18 protein-coding genes are annotated in these 17,506 nt (G+C 28.1%); 2 read left to right on the top strand and 16 right to left on the bottom strand.

Annotated features, from left to right (window positions below; genetic code table 11):
- Positions 1–9 precede the first annotated feature (9 nt).
- Positions 10–927, bottom strand: a complete 918-nt coding sequence (locus JJC01_01600) for a hypothetical protein (protein ID UDN58590.1) — start codon at positions 925–927, stop codon at positions 10–12.
- A gap of 368 nt (positions 928–1,295) precedes the next feature.
- On the opposite strand from JJC01_01600, the gene JJC01_01595 reads away from it, so the two are divergent.
- Entirely contained in the window at positions 1,296–2,525 is a 1,230-nt protein-coding gene (locus JJC01_01595; GenBank protein ID UDN58589.1) for an aminopeptidase, read from the top strand.
- Between the two features lie 203 nt (positions 2,526–2,728).
- Here the strand turns inward: JJC01_01595 and JJC01_01590 are convergent, their stop codons facing one another.
- From JJC01_01590 to JJC01_01565, 6 genes are all read right to left on the bottom strand, one after another.
- The gene (locus JJC01_01590) at positions 2,729–5,110 is read right to left on the bottom strand and encodes a homocysteine S-methyltransferase family protein (GenBank protein ID UDN58588.1); all 2,382 of its coding nucleotides are present in this window, start codon (positions 5,108–5,110) and stop codon (positions 2,729–2,731) included.
- A complete protein-coding gene (locus tag JJC01_01585; GenBank protein UDN58587.1) occupies positions 5,082–5,807 on the bottom strand; it encodes a Vitamin B12 dependent methionine synthase, activation domain protein in 726 nt (241 codons plus the stop codon). Before JJC01_01585 ends, JJC01_01590 begins: the two co-directional genes overlap by 29 nt.
- Positions 5,797–6,252 (bottom strand): S-ribosylhomocysteine lyase, encoded by a 456-nt coding sequence (locus JJC01_01580; protein ID UDN58586.1) that lies wholly within the window; start codon positions 6,250–6,252, stop codon positions 5,797–5,799. The genes JJC01_01585 and JJC01_01580 overlap by 11 nt, the downstream gene beginning before the upstream one ends.
- Before the next feature lie 280 nt (positions 6,253–6,532).
- Positions 6,533–7,690 carry a GHKL domain-containing protein gene (locus JJC01_01575; protein UDN60107.1) on the bottom strand — a complete coding sequence of 386 codons (1,158 nt, stop codon included), beginning with the start codon at positions 7,688–7,690 and terminating at the stop codon, positions 6,533–6,535.
- A gap of 16 nt (positions 7,691–7,706) precedes the next feature.
- Positions 7,707–8,399, bottom strand: a complete 693-nt coding sequence (locus JJC01_01570) for a response regulator transcription factor (GenBank protein ID UDN58585.1) — start codon at positions 8,397–8,399, stop codon at positions 7,707–7,709.
- A 131-nt stretch (positions 8,400–8,530) separates the two neighbouring features.
- A complete protein-coding gene (locus JJC01_01565; GenBank protein UDN58584.1) occupies positions 8,531–9,247 on the bottom strand; it encodes a M15 family metallopeptidase in 717 nt (238 codons plus the stop codon).
- A gap of 124 nt (positions 9,248–9,371) precedes the next feature.
- Between JJC01_01565 and JJC01_01560 the strand changes: the two genes are divergently transcribed.
- Positions 9,372–10,112, top strand: coding sequence for a tRNA 2-thiocytidine(32) synthetase TtcA (locus JJC01_01560; protein ID UDN58583.1), 741 nt, complete (start codon positions 9,372–9,374; stop codon positions 10,110–10,112).
- Between the two features lie 292 nt (positions 10,113–10,404).
- On the opposite strand, the gene JJC01_01555 is transcribed toward JJC01_01560, so the two are convergent.
- From JJC01_01555 to JJC01_01515, 9 genes are all read right to left on the bottom strand, one after another.
- Positions 10,405–11,256 (bottom strand): metallophosphoesterase, encoded by an 852-nt coding sequence (locus tag JJC01_01555; GenBank protein UDN58582.1) that lies wholly within the window; start codon positions 11,254–11,256, stop codon positions 10,405–10,407.
- A 25-nt stretch (positions 11,257–11,281) separates the two neighbouring features.
- Positions 11,282–12,220 carry an SDR family oxidoreductase gene (locus JJC01_01550; GenBank protein ID UDN58581.1) on the bottom strand — a complete coding sequence of 313 codons (939 nt, stop codon included), beginning with the start codon at positions 12,218–12,220 and terminating at the stop codon, positions 11,282–11,284.
- Positions 12,221–12,322: 102 nt separating this feature from the next.
- The gene (locus tag JJC01_01545; protein UDN58580.1) at positions 12,323–12,973 is read right to left on the bottom strand and encodes an HAD family hydrolase; all 651 of its coding nucleotides are present in this window, start codon (positions 12,971–12,973) and stop codon (positions 12,323–12,325) included.
- Positions 12,974–13,123: 150 nt separating this feature from the next.
- Positions 13,124–13,312 carry a ferredoxin gene (locus JJC01_01540; protein ID UDN58579.1) on the bottom strand — a complete coding sequence of 63 codons (189 nt, stop codon included), beginning with the start codon at positions 13,310–13,312 and terminating at the stop codon, positions 13,124–13,126.
- Positions 13,313–13,410: 98 nt separating this feature from the next.
- Positions 13,411–14,595 carry an amidohydrolase family protein gene (locus JJC01_01535; GenBank protein ID UDN58578.1) on the bottom strand — a complete coding sequence of 395 codons (1,185 nt, stop codon included), beginning with the start codon at positions 14,593–14,595 and terminating at the stop codon, positions 13,411–13,413.
- 142 nt (positions 14,596–14,737) lie between these two features.
- Positions 14,738–15,655: a SufD family Fe-S cluster assembly protein gene (locus tag JJC01_01530; protein ID UDN58577.1), complete on the bottom strand. Its 918-nt coding sequence runs from the start codon at positions 15,653–15,655 to the stop codon at positions 14,738–14,740.
- A 21-nt stretch (positions 15,656–15,676) separates the two neighbouring features.
- Positions 15,677–16,405: an ATP-binding cassette domain-containing protein gene (locus JJC01_01525; GenBank protein ID UDN58576.1), complete on the bottom strand. Its 729-nt coding sequence runs from the start codon at positions 16,403–16,405 to the stop codon at positions 15,677–15,679.
- 194 nt (positions 16,406–16,599) lie between these two features.
- A complete protein-coding gene (locus tag JJC01_01520; protein UDN58575.1) occupies positions 16,600–16,800 on the bottom strand; it encodes a hypothetical protein in 201 nt (66 codons plus the stop codon).
- A gap of 124 nt (positions 16,801–16,924) precedes the next feature.
- Positions 16,925–17,305 (bottom strand): VOC family protein, encoded by a 381-nt coding sequence (locus JJC01_01515; GenBank protein UDN58574.1) that lies wholly within the window; start codon positions 17,303–17,305, stop codon positions 16,925–16,927.
- Between the last annotated feature and the right edge of the window lie 201 nt (positions 17,306–17,506).

Here is a 17,506-nt window from a genome sequence, read left to right as displayed (position 1 = left end):
CTCAAAATTTTATTCATTTTGTGATTCTTCTTTTTCCAAACTTAAATTTTCATCTTGAGTTTCTTCTTCTTCTGGTTTTACATGTTCAACTACAGTTATAAAATATGATTTTCCTATTTTATTCTTTATAGGAAGTTTTTCATATGAAACATCTATTTTATTTTTTATACATGCTATATCAAAATGTCTTAAACCTACACCTAAGCTAACCTTATTCATATATTCACAATGTTTCTTAGGTTTCTTTTCAAATAGATGAAGACCTCGTTCATCTTTGTGAAAATACCAAGGTTGAGAGTTTTTCACAGATGGAGCTCTTCTTGTAAATTCTAATATTTCTTTCCATTTTCTATTTCTATTTATTTTATTTATAATATCTTTTACTGGTTTTCTATCAGGTCTAGCATATCTTGTCCTAAATAAATCTTCATTTTTTGCCGGATATCCAAAAGCTATTATTATATATGGATTTTCTATTTTGTTTTCATCTTCTTCTTCTGTTTTTATTCCAGCTAAATAATCTAAATCGTCTTCTTCATCTTCTCTTGGGTCTTTGTTTCCAATATCTACAAATTCCAAGATATCTTCTCTTTTTAATGTGGACTCCAGCCAACAAGTAGCTACTCCTAATGTTGTAAGACGTAATACTATACCTTCAGTAGCAAAACCTATATTTTGTAAATAGTCTTTTCCCTTATCTGATGTGACTACTATATAATGAGGTGCTTTTACTTTACACTCTTTCCCCATTAAAAAGTGTATTATATGACCTCTATCAACAACATGTGCTTTAATATTTAAATCTTCATTTAAGTATTCTAAATTTTTACAACTTCTTTTTATTTCTTCCATTAATGGCTTTTTTAGTTTTGTACTGGAAAAATTTCTTACAGATTTTCTATAAAAAATGGCTTCATAAAGCTCCATTTATGCCCTCCTAACTGAAATCTTCTGTTCATAATATATAAAACTACTATATTTAAACATATATAAGCTTTGCCAGAAAATTTTTTATTTCATTATAAATATCTATCTCATTATTATATTATAAGTTTTTTTCGGTATTCTTGTATAGCCTTTCACTAAAAAAGTATTTTTATTTCTACTTTAATACTATTATCAACAAAAAATAACGTCTTAGTTACAATTATATATCTAAACAATCTATTTTAATTAAAATACATATTTTTTATTTCTCAGTCTATTAAGTATAAATATTTTAAATATGACCCAAAATCTAAGTAATGATATAATATTTATAAGTTATTTAATGTTAAAAATACAGGAGGATAGATATGGATTTCAATAAAAATTTAGAAAAATATGCTGAGTTAGCAATTAAGGTCGGAGTTAACATACAGCCAGATCAAACTTTACTTATAAAATCACCAATCGAATGTGCTGATTTTGCAAGAAATGCACTGAGGGAAGCATATAAATGTGGAGCTAAAAATGTATATATAGAATGGTCTGATGAAGAAAGTACTCTCATTAAATATTTATATGCTCCAAACGAAGCATTTCATGAGTTTCCAAAATGGACAGCAGATCAATATGTAGATATAGCTAAAGAAGGTGGAGCATTTTTATCAGTATATGCTCAAAACCCTGATTTATTAAAAGATGTTGACCCTGAGAAAGTTGCTAACTTTCAAAAAGCTTCTGGAAAGGCTTTAAAAGAGTGGCGTTCTTATACGCTAACAGATAAATGTAAATGGAGTATAGTTTCTGTACCAACAAAAGATTGGGCAAAAAAAGTATTTCCAAGTTTATCAGAAGATGAAGCAATAGATAAATTATGGGATGCCATATTTAAGTGTTCAAGAGTTGATGGACAAGACCCTATAAAAGCATGGAAAGAACATAATGAAAATCTAAAGTCTAAAATGGATTTTTTAAATGAAAGTAATTTTAAAACTTTAAAGTATAAATCTTCAAAAACTGATTTAACTTTAGATTTACCAAAAGGTCATATTTGGTTAAGTGGAGCATCTAAAGACCCTAACGGAGTAAGTTTTAATCCTAACATTCCAACTGAAGAGATTTTTGGAATGCCACACAAGTTTAAGGTCAATGGAACTGTATACAGCACTAAACCCCTTGTTTATGGAGGAAATATAATTGATAATTTCTCTTTGACTTTCAAAGATGGTAAAATAGTAGATTTCTCTGCTGAAAAGGGACTAGAAACATTAAAGAAACTTATTGAAACAGATGAGGGTTCTCATTATCTAGGAGAGGTTGCTCTTGTTCCATATAACTCTCCAATATCTGATACAAATATTATTTTTTATAATACTTTATATGATGAAAATGCTTCTTGCCACTTTGCAATTGGTTCTGCATATAAGACTTGCTTAGATGGTGGAAATGATTTGAAAGATGAAGAATTAGATGAGTATGGAGTAAATGATAGTCTAACACATGTTGACTTTATGGTTGGTTCTTCAGATATGGATATTGTCGGAGAAACTCATGATGGAAAACATATACAGATTTTTAAAGATGGCAATTGGGCTTTTTAAGTGTTTTTATACTAAAAAGGGCTGACGGAAGTTATACCAGACTTCCCAGCCCTTTTTAATGTTGATGATAAATATTTTTTTATATTAATTAATCTCATTATTATAGATTAATTCCTATTATTTTGGACATAAGTTTCTAAAACTTATATTTATATTATATATAAAATATCCTATTTAGTAAAACCTTTATTTCGATTTACATGCTAAAAATTTAGCTTTGCTATCTCAACAGCAGATTTTGCATCCTTTGAATAATAGTCAGCTCCCATTTCCTCAGCATATTCTTCTGTCAAAACAGCACCACCTACAAATACTTTTGCATTTATTTCATTATCTCTTAATGCTTGAATTGTATCTTTCATACTTTGAACAGTTGTAGTCATAAGTGCACTTAACCCTACTAACTTTATATCTCTTTTTTTAGCAACCTCTACTACTTCCTCAATTGGAACATCTTTTCCTAAGTCTATAACTTCATATCCATAATTCTCTAGCATTATTTTTACTATATTTTTTCCAATATCATGAATATCTCCTTTTACTGTAGCAACTATTATTTTTCCTTTAGATACATTATCACTACTTCTACTTATTAAGGTTTCTTTTATTGTATTTAGTGCAGTTTTCACTGTTTCTGCTGATTGAATAAGTTGTGGTAAAAAGATGTCTCCACTATCATATTTCTTTCCTACTCTATCAAGAGCTGGAATTAAAATTTTATCTAATATATAATTTTCATCCTTCTCTTTTAAAAGATTCAACGTTTCATTTTTGGCTTCTTCTTTTAATCCCCTTTCAACTAAAACATCTAGTGATAAGTCTTTATTAGCTTTAATAGTGGAATCAGACTGTTTTGAATTATTCATATTACTATATTGATTTATATAATCTACGCAGCCTTTATCTGTATTATTTAAGATTCTAAAAGAATTAATAGCCTCCATCATACTATATTCGTTTGGATTTATAATTGCTAAGTCAAGCCCTGCTCCTAAAGCTAACGTTAAAAAAGAAGCATTAAGTGCTTTTCTATTTGGAAGTCCAAATGAAATATTTGAAACACCTAGTATAGTTTTTACCCCTAATGTCTTAACCATTGTTATGGCTCTTATAGTTTCTATTGCTTCCTCTTGTTGTGCTGAAACAGTTAGTGATAAACAATCTATAAATATATCTTTTGGTTTTATTCCATAAGAAACTGCTCTATCAACTATTTTTTTTGCTATTTCAAATCTTTCCTCAGCTCTTTTAGGTATACCTTTTTCATCTAATGCAAGACCAACCACACATGCACCATACTTTTTAACTATTGGTAATATGCTTTCTAAGGACTCTTCTTTGCCGTTTACAGAGTTTACAATTGTTCTACCATTATAATATCTAAGACCTTGTTCTAAAGCCTCTACATTGGAAGAATCGACTTGTAATGGTGTATCTACTACTGCTTGAATCTCTTTTATCAACTTTGGCATTAATTTCTTTTCATTTATTTCTGGCAAACCAACATTCACGCCTAATATTTGTGCACCAGCACTTACTTGTTCCAACCCCAAATTTATTGCATAATCTAAATTTTCATTTTTTAAAGCTTCTTGTAAAGATTTTCTACCAGTTGGATTTAATCTTTCTCCGACAACTGTAGGTGATTCTACTTCCACAAATTTTGAGGGCGAACAAACTACACATTTATCAATCTTTTCGGTACTTCCCTTTTTAACAGAACTTATATTTTCAGATATTTCTTTTATAAAGCTTGGATTTGTGCCACAACACCCGCCTATTATAGTTGCTCCAGCTTCAACAAATTTTTTGACTCCCTCAAAAAATTCCTTTGCATCAACATCATAGATAGCTTCTCCATCAACTATATTTGGTAAACCTGCATTTGCTTGAACCATTACAGGTATTGAAGCTCTTGACACAATTTTTTTGACTATTGGCAAAAGCTGTTTAGGACCTAATGAACAGTTTACTCCTATTGCATCAACTCCCAGACCTTCTATTGTGGCAACCATACTTTCTGGCATACATCCAGTAAAACTTCTCCCACTCTCATCAAATGTCATAGTACAGAAAACAGGTAAGTCAGAATTCTCTTTAGCCGCTAAAACGGCTGCTTTAGCTTCATATAAATCCATCATAGTCTCTATTACTATTACATCAGCTCCAGATTTAACTCCCTGTAATACTTGTCTTTTAAATATCTCATATGCTCTGTCAAAGCTTAAAGTTCCCATAGGCTCTAACATTTCTCCTATAGGACCAATATCTAGTGCTACATATCTAGGTTTAGTGTTATCTACATTTTCTATAGCTTTTCTAGCCACTAAAATAGCATTGTCGATAACTTTTTCTACTGTATATTCACTATCTAATTTTAATTCATTACACCCAAAAGTATTTGTAAGAATTACATTTGATCCTGCTTCTAAATATGATGTATGTATCTCTATAAGTTTTTCTGGATTTTGAAGACCAAATACTTCTGGATTTTCACCTATTTTTAACCCCTTTTGTTGAAGCATTGTTCCCATTGCACCATCAAATATTAATATATTATCCTTTAGATATTGTCTTATTTCCACAAGAATTCGCTCCTTTTCTATATGTACAATTTCTGTAGTTTTTACAATTTTCACACGATTTTTCTTTCTTTGATTTATCTATTTTCAAATTAGAAATGCCTATAATAGCTACTACTGATTTTCTTGGTATCATAATCCCATTTGATGTAATTGTGAGTCCTATTTGTTTTTGAGCATTTAAAACATTTAATATATCTATATTTTTCTCTATTGGTAAGTCCCCATATCCTGGGCTATATCGCATAGTTATAAATTTGTTTTGTTTTAAAAAAACCTTTTCTATATCATTTTGAACAATATCGCATACTTCTTCTATTGCTGTTGTTCCACATGAATCAATTATTAGTCCTCTTGTTAAGTCTGAGTAAGAGTATCTTTTTATTTCCTTTTCTACCTCTATTCCCAAAGTAGCTGCCATAATTACACATTCATCACAGTCTTTTAGAAGTTCATATATATCCTTACTTTTTAAGGTTAAATTTGTTCCCTCTAGTTCTACAATCTTATCTTTATTTATTTTGATAGGATAAATCCTAGATATATATCTAGGATTTATCTTGTTTTTGGCTATTTCTATACATTCATCAATAGTTTCTTTAAGTTCTTTATCTATTTCTTGTCCTTTATATTGTAAATACCTTAGAACCTCACTTTGATTTATGCTTATACGTTCTCTTTCAATTACATTATTCTCCATATATATTAAGAGAAAATCCTTTATCTAAAACATCTTTTGCATATTCTTTTGCTCCAAATAAAGATAAGTCTCTATAATTTCCACATTCTAAAGCTGTAGCAGCTGGCATTTTATCAGATTCAATTACTTTCTTTAATGCCTTTTCTAAGCCATCTTTAACTGTTTTAGCATCTATATCTCCCCATAATATTAAATAAAATCCTGTTCTGCACCCCATTGGAGATAAATCTATCACTCCATCTAATGTCTCTCTTAAATAAGTTGCTAATAAATGTTCTAAACCATGCATAGCAGCAGTTCCAAAGCTTTCTACATTTGGTTGTAAAAATCTCAAGTCAAATTTAGTTATTTTATCTCCTTTAACTCCATCAAGTACACTACACTTTCTCACAAAAGGAGCTTTAACTTTTGTATGATCTAATTTAAAACTTTCTACTTTTTCCATTTTTGAATCCTCCATCATCACTTAAAAATTTATTACTTTAAATCTATAAAAAAACTCCCCCTATCCACTATTGATAAGAAGAGTATATTATTTCCAATCATCTCATCGTTGTTAGCAGGACCACCTAATAAAAGGTTGGTATAGGATCGCTGAGCTAACTCTCTCCCCTAATTCTTGATAAGTATCTTATTAAACTGACTTAAATTATATATTACTTTTTTATTTTTGTAAACACTTTATGCTATAAATATTTGTGTATCTAAATCATACTTTTATCTTATTACACAGTTTCTTGTATTATTGGTAGTTGTACCTCAAATACAGTTTGATGTATATTACTTGAAACAGTAATTTCCCCACCATGTAAATTCACAATATTTTTTGTAATTGCAAGACCTAATCCAGAACCTCCATCATTGCTATTTCTTGATTTTTCAACTCTATAGAATCTATCAAATATATTTGGTAAATCTAATACTGGAATGGGTTCTCCATAATTTATAACTTTTGCAATAGCCATATTTCCTTTTTTTGCTGTTACTATATCCACATAAATTCCTTCTTTTCCATATTTCATAGCATTAGTTATAAGATTTTCAAAAGCTCTCACCAATTTATTTGGGTCAGCATTTATAATTAATTTTTCTTCATTGAAATTAACTCTACTAACCATAAATTCTTTTTTAAAATAAAATCCAAGTTGAGATACTATTTGGCTTAATAGCTCTACCAAGTTTATGTCTATTTTTTTTAATCTTATTGTATTATTTTGCATTTTTGTAAGTTCAAATAAATCATTTATAAGTATATTTAAACTTTTTGATTTCTCATATGCAATATTAACATAATACATCAACTGAACTTCATCTTTATACTTACCATCTTCTATCAATCCTAGATAACCCATTATTGAGGTTAAAGGAGTTCTTAGGTCATGTGAAACATTTGTTATTAAATCTGTCTTAGTTTGTTGAGCCTGTCTTTCTTCAACAGTTATATTTCTAAGTTGATAAACTATACTATTGATTTTATTTGCAAGTTCATCAATCTCATCAATTTTTTTATCACTTAATCCATTTGACTCATACTCAATATCTATACTTTTTTCTAAATCGCCTTCCTCCATTGAGTTTACAGCATCCATGATAATTTCTAGTTTTTTATTTTTGTTATCAGTATCTTTTAGAAAATTTACAAGTTTTTTATTTCTCTTGTATGACATTAATGAATAAATTGATAATGATGCTGTCAGAAATAAAACTGAATATAATGTGCTGTCTCCTATAACAGATCTAATATTTCTTAAACTAAGCATAAAGTAATTAATTGTAGATAAAGTAGTTCTTATATATAATATCTTTATTATATATGCACTTGTTAACATAATAATTAGGGTTATAATACAGCTTATTATAAAGTCTACTATAGGACGAAACATATAATTTAATACACTCTTATTTTTCAATTTTATATCCTACCCCCCATACAGTATGAATTATTTTTTCTCCATCTGTATACTTTTCAATTTTATCTCTTATCCTACTCATATGAACCATTACAGTATTGTTAGATTGGTAGTATTGTTCTTTCCATACTTTTTCAAATATCTCTTCTGTACTATATACTCTACCTTTATTATTTGCTAGTAAATACAAGATATCAAATTCTCTCGATGTCAAAAATATATCCTTTCCAGCTACTGTTACACTATGCTTTTCCTTATCTATTAATACCACTCCAACTTCTATGACATCTTTATTTTCTTTGTTAGTACCACTAAAATAATACGCTCTTCTAAGTAATGCTTTTACTCTCACAGTAAGTTCAAGTGGATTAAATGGCTTTGTTAGATAGTCATCTGCACCTGTCATTATTCCTTGTATCTTATCCATATCCTCTGATTTGGCACTCAACATAAGTATTGGTATATTTAAACTTACTCTAACTCTTCTACAAACTTCTATCCCATCCATCTTTGGCATCATTATATCCAATACCATCAGATGAATATTTTCTTTTTCTAAAATATCTAAAGCTTCTTGTCCATCTTTAGCCTTAATTACATTATATCCATCATTTAAAAGGTATATCTCTACAAGGTCTCTTATTTCCTTTTCATCATCCACAACAAGAATTGTATCTTTCACTTTTTCACATCCTAACTTACTTTAATATAGTTTTTACTCATCTAAAATTATACTATACTTAAAGTAGTCTAGTATCAAATTTATTTATATTACATTTAGTAATATCATACAATTTATGTTATGTTGTTTTATTATTTGTTTTGCAAATATTCTTCCAAGGTTAACCCTTTTGAATAAATTTCCTCAGCAACATCCTTACCCACATATCTAATATGCCATGGCTCATATGCTGTACCTGTTATATCTTCTTTACCTTTAGGATATCTTATTATAAATCCAAATTTATGAGCATTTTCTGCCAACCATATAGCTTCTTTTGTACTTCCAACAAACCATCTCTCTGGATTTGTCAAGTCAATACACAGTCCAGATTGATGTTCACTATGTCCAGGTTTTGCTACATATGCATCAGCTTTTTCCTGACCTTGAGAATTTACTCTTCTTGTATAAGTATCTTGTTGAGTCTCATAAGACCTATATGCTGAAGACCCTAAAAACTGTATTCCTTCTTCATTAGCTTGTCTAACTAAGTCTTCTACTGCTTTTGCAGGTTCTCCTGCCATTTGTTTTTCCTCTTCAGTAGCTTCTGGAACAAATTCTATATTTACCTTAGTAATGTCTTTCGGCATATAATCTTTACTAAGTTCATTTGTCTTGTTTACCAATAATATATTATCTGCTATACTATTTGAGTGATTTTTTTTCTGAGAATCTGTTTCAACATCTTGAGATGAAGCAAATTGAGCAGCTCCAGTTGGTTCTTCATCTTTCAGAATTTTATCTTTAACTATAAACATACTTATAAATACTACTACTATAATGCCTAACATCAATTTTAATTTTTTCATGGTTGAATCGTCTCCTTCGTTATGTTTATTAACGTTAATTTTAGAGTATAAGTTTTAAGTATTTTATAAGTAAACCTTAAGTTATTCTTAAGTTTATATTTTCAAATAAAGGATGGTGCTAAAAATGTCTATGCAAAAACTTCTTAGTAAAGCTCGTAAGGCTATACAAGACTTTGATATGATACAAGAAAATGATAAAATTGCAGTTGGCCTTTCTGGTGGAAAAGATAGTTTGACATTACTTCATATACTTAAAAATTATCAAAGATTTTCTCCACAAAAGTTTGAATTAATAGCTGTAACTCTAAATACTGGTGGAATTGATAACTCACCATTAAACAAATTATGTGAGGAAATAAATGTACCTTTTTATGAATTTCAAACTAATATAAAAGAAATTGTATTTGATATAAGAAAAGAAAAAAATCCTTGTGCACTATGTGCTAATTTAAGAAGAGGTGCTTTAAATGACAACGCAAAGAAACTTGGGTGCAACAAAGTAGCTCTTGGACACCATAAGGATGATGCTATTGAGACATTTTTAATGTCTATGTTTTATGAAGGAAGAGTTAATTGTTTTTCGCCAAAAACATACTTAGATAGACAAGATTTAACTGTTATAAGACCAATGATTTACATAGAAGAATATATGACTAAGAAGATTTCAAAGGAGTGTAACTATCCTATCATAGCAAACCCATGTCCTGCAAATGGCCATACTAGGAGAGAATACATAAAAAACCTTATTGCGAATTTAAATAAAGAAATGCCAGATTTTAAAAGAAATGTATTTGGAGCTTTAAATAATTCAGAAAAACTTTTTATATGGGATAAGGAAAATATAAAAAATATTTATTTAAAGTAATTTAAATATAACATTAAATCATTTTCATACATTGTATAAAAATTAATATCTTTATATAAAGAAACACAAGATTGTATTAATTATAAATACTCTCTATTTATAATTGATACAATCTTGCTATATTATAATCTTTTATATTTTTATTATTTTTTATATCTATATTTTAATAGTTATTAATATTATTATCAATTCTAATAAATGTATTAACTATAACTTAAACTTTTTATATTCTTAACTCAATTTATTCTTAAAATTTCTATCCCTCTATATTTCATAAAAACAATATTTTATACTAGATTAGAATATTAAATTCGACTATCTCTGGTACATTAAAAAATCTAAATGGCAACTTTGTACTTCCAAGACCAGAACTCACATATAGATGATTTCCCTTTATATCATAAAATCCTTTAGTGTATTTCCTTCCATATGGAGGAGTAACTAAAGCACCCTTGAAAGGCAACCTTATTTGACCACCATGACTATGTCCAGATAAAACTAAATTCATTGTATCTTTATTGAGCATATCTACCAAATCTGGTTCATGTGCTAATAATAAATTAAAACTATTATAATCAGTTTTGCTTTCCAAATCTCGTATATTTGGATTACCATTTAATATCTCATCAGCTCCAAGTATATTAATATACTTATTGTCTTCAAGTCTTATTTTCTTATTTTCATTAACTAAAAGATGAAAGTTAGAGTTTTTCATAATTTGTCTATAATACCTAGGAAGTTTATACATATAATCATGATTACCAAATACTGAAAACTTTCCTAACCTTGCATTCATACTAGATAAAATCTTTGTAATTTCATCTATATCTGGATTTTTATTAGAATAATCAATTAAATCTCCAGTAAATACTAATATATCTGGATTTAAGGCATTCACCTTATTAGCTACTTTTTTAAGTTTATTAGTCGAATAAAAACTGCCTATTTGAGTATCTGAAATCTGAACTACTTTTATAATCTCATTCTCATTTTTTACTATATCTTCTTTAATCATGTTTCCATCTTCATTTATATTATATTTTTTCACAATTAATAGACTCGGTTCTATTGCAACTGAGTATATAAAAATTAAAACAAATATCAATATAAAAAATTTTAAAAAACGCTTTATCTTTAATTTCAAAGTATCTACCTACTTATTTATTATCTTAAACTATTTGCATTACAGACTCAACTTTATCCATTTTTCTATCATGTAATTTTGGTTTATTGGCTAAGAACCATTTATATGTTGTTGTAAGGCCTTCTTTTAATAAAACATTTGGTATATAAAGACCATGTTCAATAAGCTTATTTATATCTAGATTAAAGTCTATATTTCTAAATGGGAAGTAAGTTCTCTCTCTAAACTCAACTTTTTCCATGTCTACATATTTTATAATAGGTTCCTTCCCAATAACTTCTCCACATGTATATATAAGTTCATCCCAAGATATTAACTGTGGATTTGTTACATTATACGCTTCTCTCACATGAGAATTTTTCATTACACTTTCTAACACTTTTACTAAATCCCCAATATATATAAATTGATTGCTTACTTGTTTTCCTTTAGGTACTGGTATTTTTTCGTTTTTTTCTATTTTTTCAAAGAAATAGTATTCTCTATACAAATTATTATTTTCACCATATATATAAGTTGGCCTAATAATTATATATGGTATAGAACTATTTATAACAAAATCTTCTGTTTCTTTTTTGTTAAGTCCATATTTACCCCAGTTTTCATTTTCACCTTTTTCATTATCTTCTTTTACATTTCTTCCACTATCTTTGTATACGGCTCCTGCTGACAATACTATGTATTTTTTTAAGCTATCTAAGTTCACAAAATCAATAAGATTACCAACATCCTCTTTTGTATATGCTGTCATATCATATATGTAATCGTACTGTCTTCCATTGATAATGTTTTCCATATCTTTGCGTACTTTTCTATCGCAAATTAAGTGCTCTCTAAATCCTTTATAATCTATTTCCTTTTTACCATTCGTAAGTATATCTATTTGATACCCACATTTAATTAAACGCTTAGCAAGTGCAGAACCTATGAAGTCGCTTCCACCCATGATTAAAATAGATTTCATTTCAAGTGCATCCTCCTCTTTTTTAAATGGCTTCCTTAATTATAATATCATATTTTTAAATATGCTACACCATTTTGTATTGTTTTTGTCTATAAAAGATATTTATAGCAAAATATCTTTTATAGATTTAACACTTTCGACAATATAGGTAGGATTGCTCTTACTAATTTCATCAAAAGAACCATATCCATACAATACCCCTATAGAATCTACACCTATTTTATTAGCTCCAATTATATCGTATTTTCTATCACCAATCATAATGACCTTATCTTTATCTGTTACACCACACAAATCTAACACATATTCTATAACTTCATTTTTATTTACTCTTGTACCATCAAGGTTACTACCTGCGATATATTTAAAATAACTATCTATACCAAAATATTTAAGTATGGTTTCTGCAAAAACTGTTGGTTTAGAAGTAGCTAATAATAATGTTTTCCCATTCTCATAAAGTATTTTTAAAGTCTCCTTTATGTCTTTATAGATTTTATTTTCAAATATTCCTCTGTCAGAAAAGTATTCTCTATATTTTTCAATAGCTTCTGTTGCCTTTTCATCTTCAAATTTATAATAGTCTTTGAAAGTAGAATGTAGGGGTGGCCCTATAAATTGTTCTAAGTTATCCAATTCTTCTTCTATACCAAAACTATTTAAAGAATATTGAATAGACTTTGTTATTCCTTCTTTAGGGTCTGTAAGTGTTCCATCTAGGTCAAACAGCACTATTTCATAATTTTTCTTCATATATAAGTCCTCCACTTTTTATAAAAATAATATATTATCTTTTGAGTTTATATATTTTAAAAAGCTATAGTAATAGAATCTTAATCTAATACTATAGCTTAAATAATAATCAAATCTTATATGTTGTCTTGAAACTAAATCTAAACAGTCTTATTTAACTGTTATAGCTGAAACTGGACATCCTTCTTCTGCTTCTTTACATAAATCTTGTAATTCTGCTGGTATTTCTCCTTCAATTGCAACTGAATGTCCTTCATCACTCATACTAAAAACGTCTGGACATGTTCCTATACACGCTCCACAAGCTACACATACATCTTTATCAACAAATGCTTTCATACTAAAATACCTCCCCTAAAATTATAATTATTGTTCCATTACATATTTATCCAATATATACTAATTTAAACATATTTTTCCTTTTTTTTCAATATAACTTAATTTATTACAGTGCCATCATACGAATGTCTATAAACTTCACTACTTTTCATCCATGATTTTATAGTATATTGTAAGTTCAATTTTTTATTTAGCATTAGTTCATTATTATTATAATCTGTTATAATTTCTTCACTATCATCTATTGTAAATATTGTAAAATCACCTTCTCCACCAATTTTTATCCTACCTTGACTTCCTTGTAAATTAAAAACTTTTGTTGGATATTCAGTTACTTTTTCTATACATTTTTCTAGAGGTATACCAAGTTCCATGATTTTATTTACAACATTTAAAAGAGAATAATGTATATCTTTCATATTTTTTATATGCATATCTGTACTTATTAAATCTGGCTCTAATCCTTGATTTACTGCTTTTTTAAAGACTTCAAAATCAAACTGCTCTAATCCATGGCATACATCAAATAATACACCTTTATCTTTTGCATTTAATACAGATTCTCTCAAACTGCCAGATTCATTAAATATTCCATTTGTGCTATTTCCATATACAGGCGTAACTACATCTCCCTTTCCCAAAATATTCATTACTTCATCTATATATGATGGATACTCCCCTATATATACCACTAATGGTAAATTTAATTTTTCTGCAATTTGCTTTGACTTCTTAATTATATCTATACCATCTGTACTAGATTGAAATTTACTTGCTTTTACTTTTATACCTTTTATCTTTTCCATGTTTTTTTCTACAATAGACTCAATGTTATCAAAATTTATAACATCTAAAGATGTTGATTCATTCAATATATTTAATCCCTCATTAGTTACATTTAAAAATGAATACACTTCAGTCTTACATTCATCCATATATTTTTTCTTAAAATCGTAGTAATTTACAGGACCTGCTGTACCTGCATCAAATATAACTGTTGAACCTTTTTCAATTCCAATTGAATCAGAATCCATACCTGTAGGTAATTTTCTCTTATAACAATGGGTATGAACATCTATAAATCCAGGAGAAATATACATGTTGTTAGCATTTATTATCTCAAACTCTTTGTTTATGAGTATTTTTTCTTTTCTTATCATTTCTTTAAGATTTAATCCAATATCACATATCTTTCCATGTAAAACCAAGATATCTCTTTTCTCAAATTTGATACCATCTTTTGGAGATATTATTGTGCCATTTCTTATAAGTAAGTTTTTCATTTATTCCACATCCTAATTACAGTATAATTTCTCTAATAGTTTTATCTTACATAAAGAAAATAAGTCTAAAAATAAAAAAATTTTAGACTTATTCATTATATTATACTATATTAATTATATTAAATTAAATAAAAACTTGGACTTACTTTAAAAAACAATTTAGTATTTGTTGTTCTGCTTCTTCTTCTGTAAGTCCTAATGTCATCATCTTTAAAATTTGGTCTCCTGCAATCTTTCCAATTGCTGCTTCATGTACTAAAAGAGCATCTGGATGGTTTGCAGCAATTTCAGGTATAGCACTAATTTGAGAATTTCCCATAATTATTGAGTCACATTGAACATGTGCAGAGCAAAGAGAATCCCCAATAACACAAGGATTAAATTTTTGTTTAGAGTTGTCTTGACCAACTGTACGAGAAATTACTTGAGCAGAAGAATTTTCACCTTCCAATATAACCTTCATATTAGATTCTGCAACTTGATTTCCATGAGTTAACAACTTTTCAAATACAACTATCTTTGCTCCTTTACCTAAAGTGGCATCCATTTCTCTTTTAGTTGAATCAACGCCTTTAATCTGAATTGTTTCCATTTCACAATATGAATCTTCACCCATATTAACAATCGTAACTGGATTTAAAATTCTTTTTCCCTCTCCATCACCTTCGCCATAATGTTTTTCCACATATTTTAGACGAGCTCCTTTATGTAAGAAGAATCTATGTATTCCATTGTGTTCACTGTCATCATTACCACAATTATGTATACCACAACCAGCAATTATAACAACATCTGCATTTTCTCCAATTTCAAAATCATTATAAACCATGTCTTGTACACCAGCTTCTGTTACTATTACTGGTATATGAACATTTTCTCCTTTAGTGTTTGGTTTTACTATAATATCAATTCCAGGTTTATCAGTCTTTGGAGCTATAGTTACATTTTCAGTTGAATGTCTTTCTATACCTTGTCCATTTTTACGTATATTGTATGCTCCTAATGGAGTTCCACGAAGTTCAGCAACTTTTTCTAAAAGATTTAAGTCTATTTTGTTCATTTAATTTGCCTTCCTTTCTAATTAATTCATATCTTTCATTAATTCACAGTTTGAATTAACTTGGCACATGATTTCAGGTAATATAGCATCTTTTGTTCCATGGCTTTTTACTGAACCATCTTGTAAAACAATTATTTCATCAGCTAACTCTAGTATTCTTTCTTGGTGAGAAATTATGATTATAGTTTGGTCAGATTCCCCATGAATTTTCTTAAAACTTTCATTAAGCTTTCCAAAACTCCAAAGGTCTATACCTGCTTCAGGTTCATCAAATATAGAAACCTTTAAATCTCTAGCAAAAAGAGTTGCTATCTCGATTCTTTTCATTTCCCCTCCAGAAAGAGAGTTATCAACTTCACGATTTAAATAGTCTTTTGAGCACAATCCAACATCTGTAAGATATTGACAACACACATCAGTAGACAATGGTTTTCCATGAGCAAGAGTAAGCAGGTTTTCAACTGTCATACCTTTTATTCTTGGTGGTTGTTGAAATGCATATCCTATTCCTTTTTTTGCTCTTTCTGTGATGCTAAGATTAGTTATATCTTCTCCATCTAAAAGTATTTGACCGCTAGTGGCTTTTTCAATTCCCATAATAAGCTTAGCAATTGTGGATTTTCCTCCACCATTTGGTCCTGTGATAACAATAAGTTTGCCTTTTTCAAATGAAAGGCTAACATCATTTATTATTCCTAGCTCCTCATTGTTAGACTCAACATTAAAGGAAAGATTTTTTATTTCAAGCATAATACCCCTCTTTTCTGTAAAATATTACATTTATATCCATTCTTTTATTATATCAGTACTTTTTATATCTCAGCAACTCTAAGGGATAAAATATATATTAAATATAAAACAAAGTTATGAAAAAATAAAAAAGATGAGTTTTCATAACTCATCTTTAAAAATCAGTATTATTTAATTATATATGTATCTAAAAATTAACCTTCTATATACTCTAATATTATTTTTTGATTATCTTTTAACATGATTTCTTCTTTTTTAGATTCAATCCCATTCTTTTTTATTTTTACTTCAGCTACAAAAGCGTCATTACCTTCAACCATTTCTAATAATTCATACGCTTTTTTACGTCCTATTTTAGTTGCTATATCTTTTAGTACTGCCATTTTCTTAAACATTTTATCACCTCTACTCAAATTTTACAATTGATTTTTAATTATATAATTATCGTTTAATACTAAATTATAATAATTATTGTATCTAATTATATCAGATATTGAGTAAATTTAACACTTTACAAAATTATTTATCTTCTCTGACTAAGTAAGAATTTCCATCTTGGTCTTTAAAAGAAAACATTCTTCCATAAGGCATCTCCATTAATTCCCCTACTTCAACTTTATTCTTTGCTATCTGTTCATAAGTTCCATGAATATCTCTTGTACTTAAAATTATTGATGGATGCAATAAATTTACATCTTGATTTTGCTTCATCATCAGATTTTTATCATACAATACAAATGTTGTAAATTCATTTTTACTTGGTGCTACTTCCACCCATTTCATATCTGGACCCATTTCTTTTTCATAAGTTACCACAAAATTTAATTTTTCTGTCCAAAACAATTTTGCATCCTCTTGATTATTTACATAGAGAGTTATTTTTCCTATTTTATTTATCATAAAAATACCCACCTTTATTATTAAATAAATATCTAATATTTTTTATATTTAATAATATACCCATATATATTATTAAATATAGATATATATTTCTAATATTTGTCGCCAAATTATGTAATTCTCTACAGTATATAATTTATAGTGTCCATATAATTATATACTTAATTTACATATTTTAATTTTTCTATATATCATACTTAT

Source organism: Clostridioides sp. ES-S-0010-02 (genome assembly GCA_020641055.1).
Classification (GTDB): Bacteria; Bacillota; Clostridia; order Peptostreptococcales; family Peptostreptococcaceae; genus Clostridioides.
The sequence above is the reverse complement of the archived record's forward strand: the minus strand, read 5'-3'. Positions and strand labels throughout refer to the sequence as shown.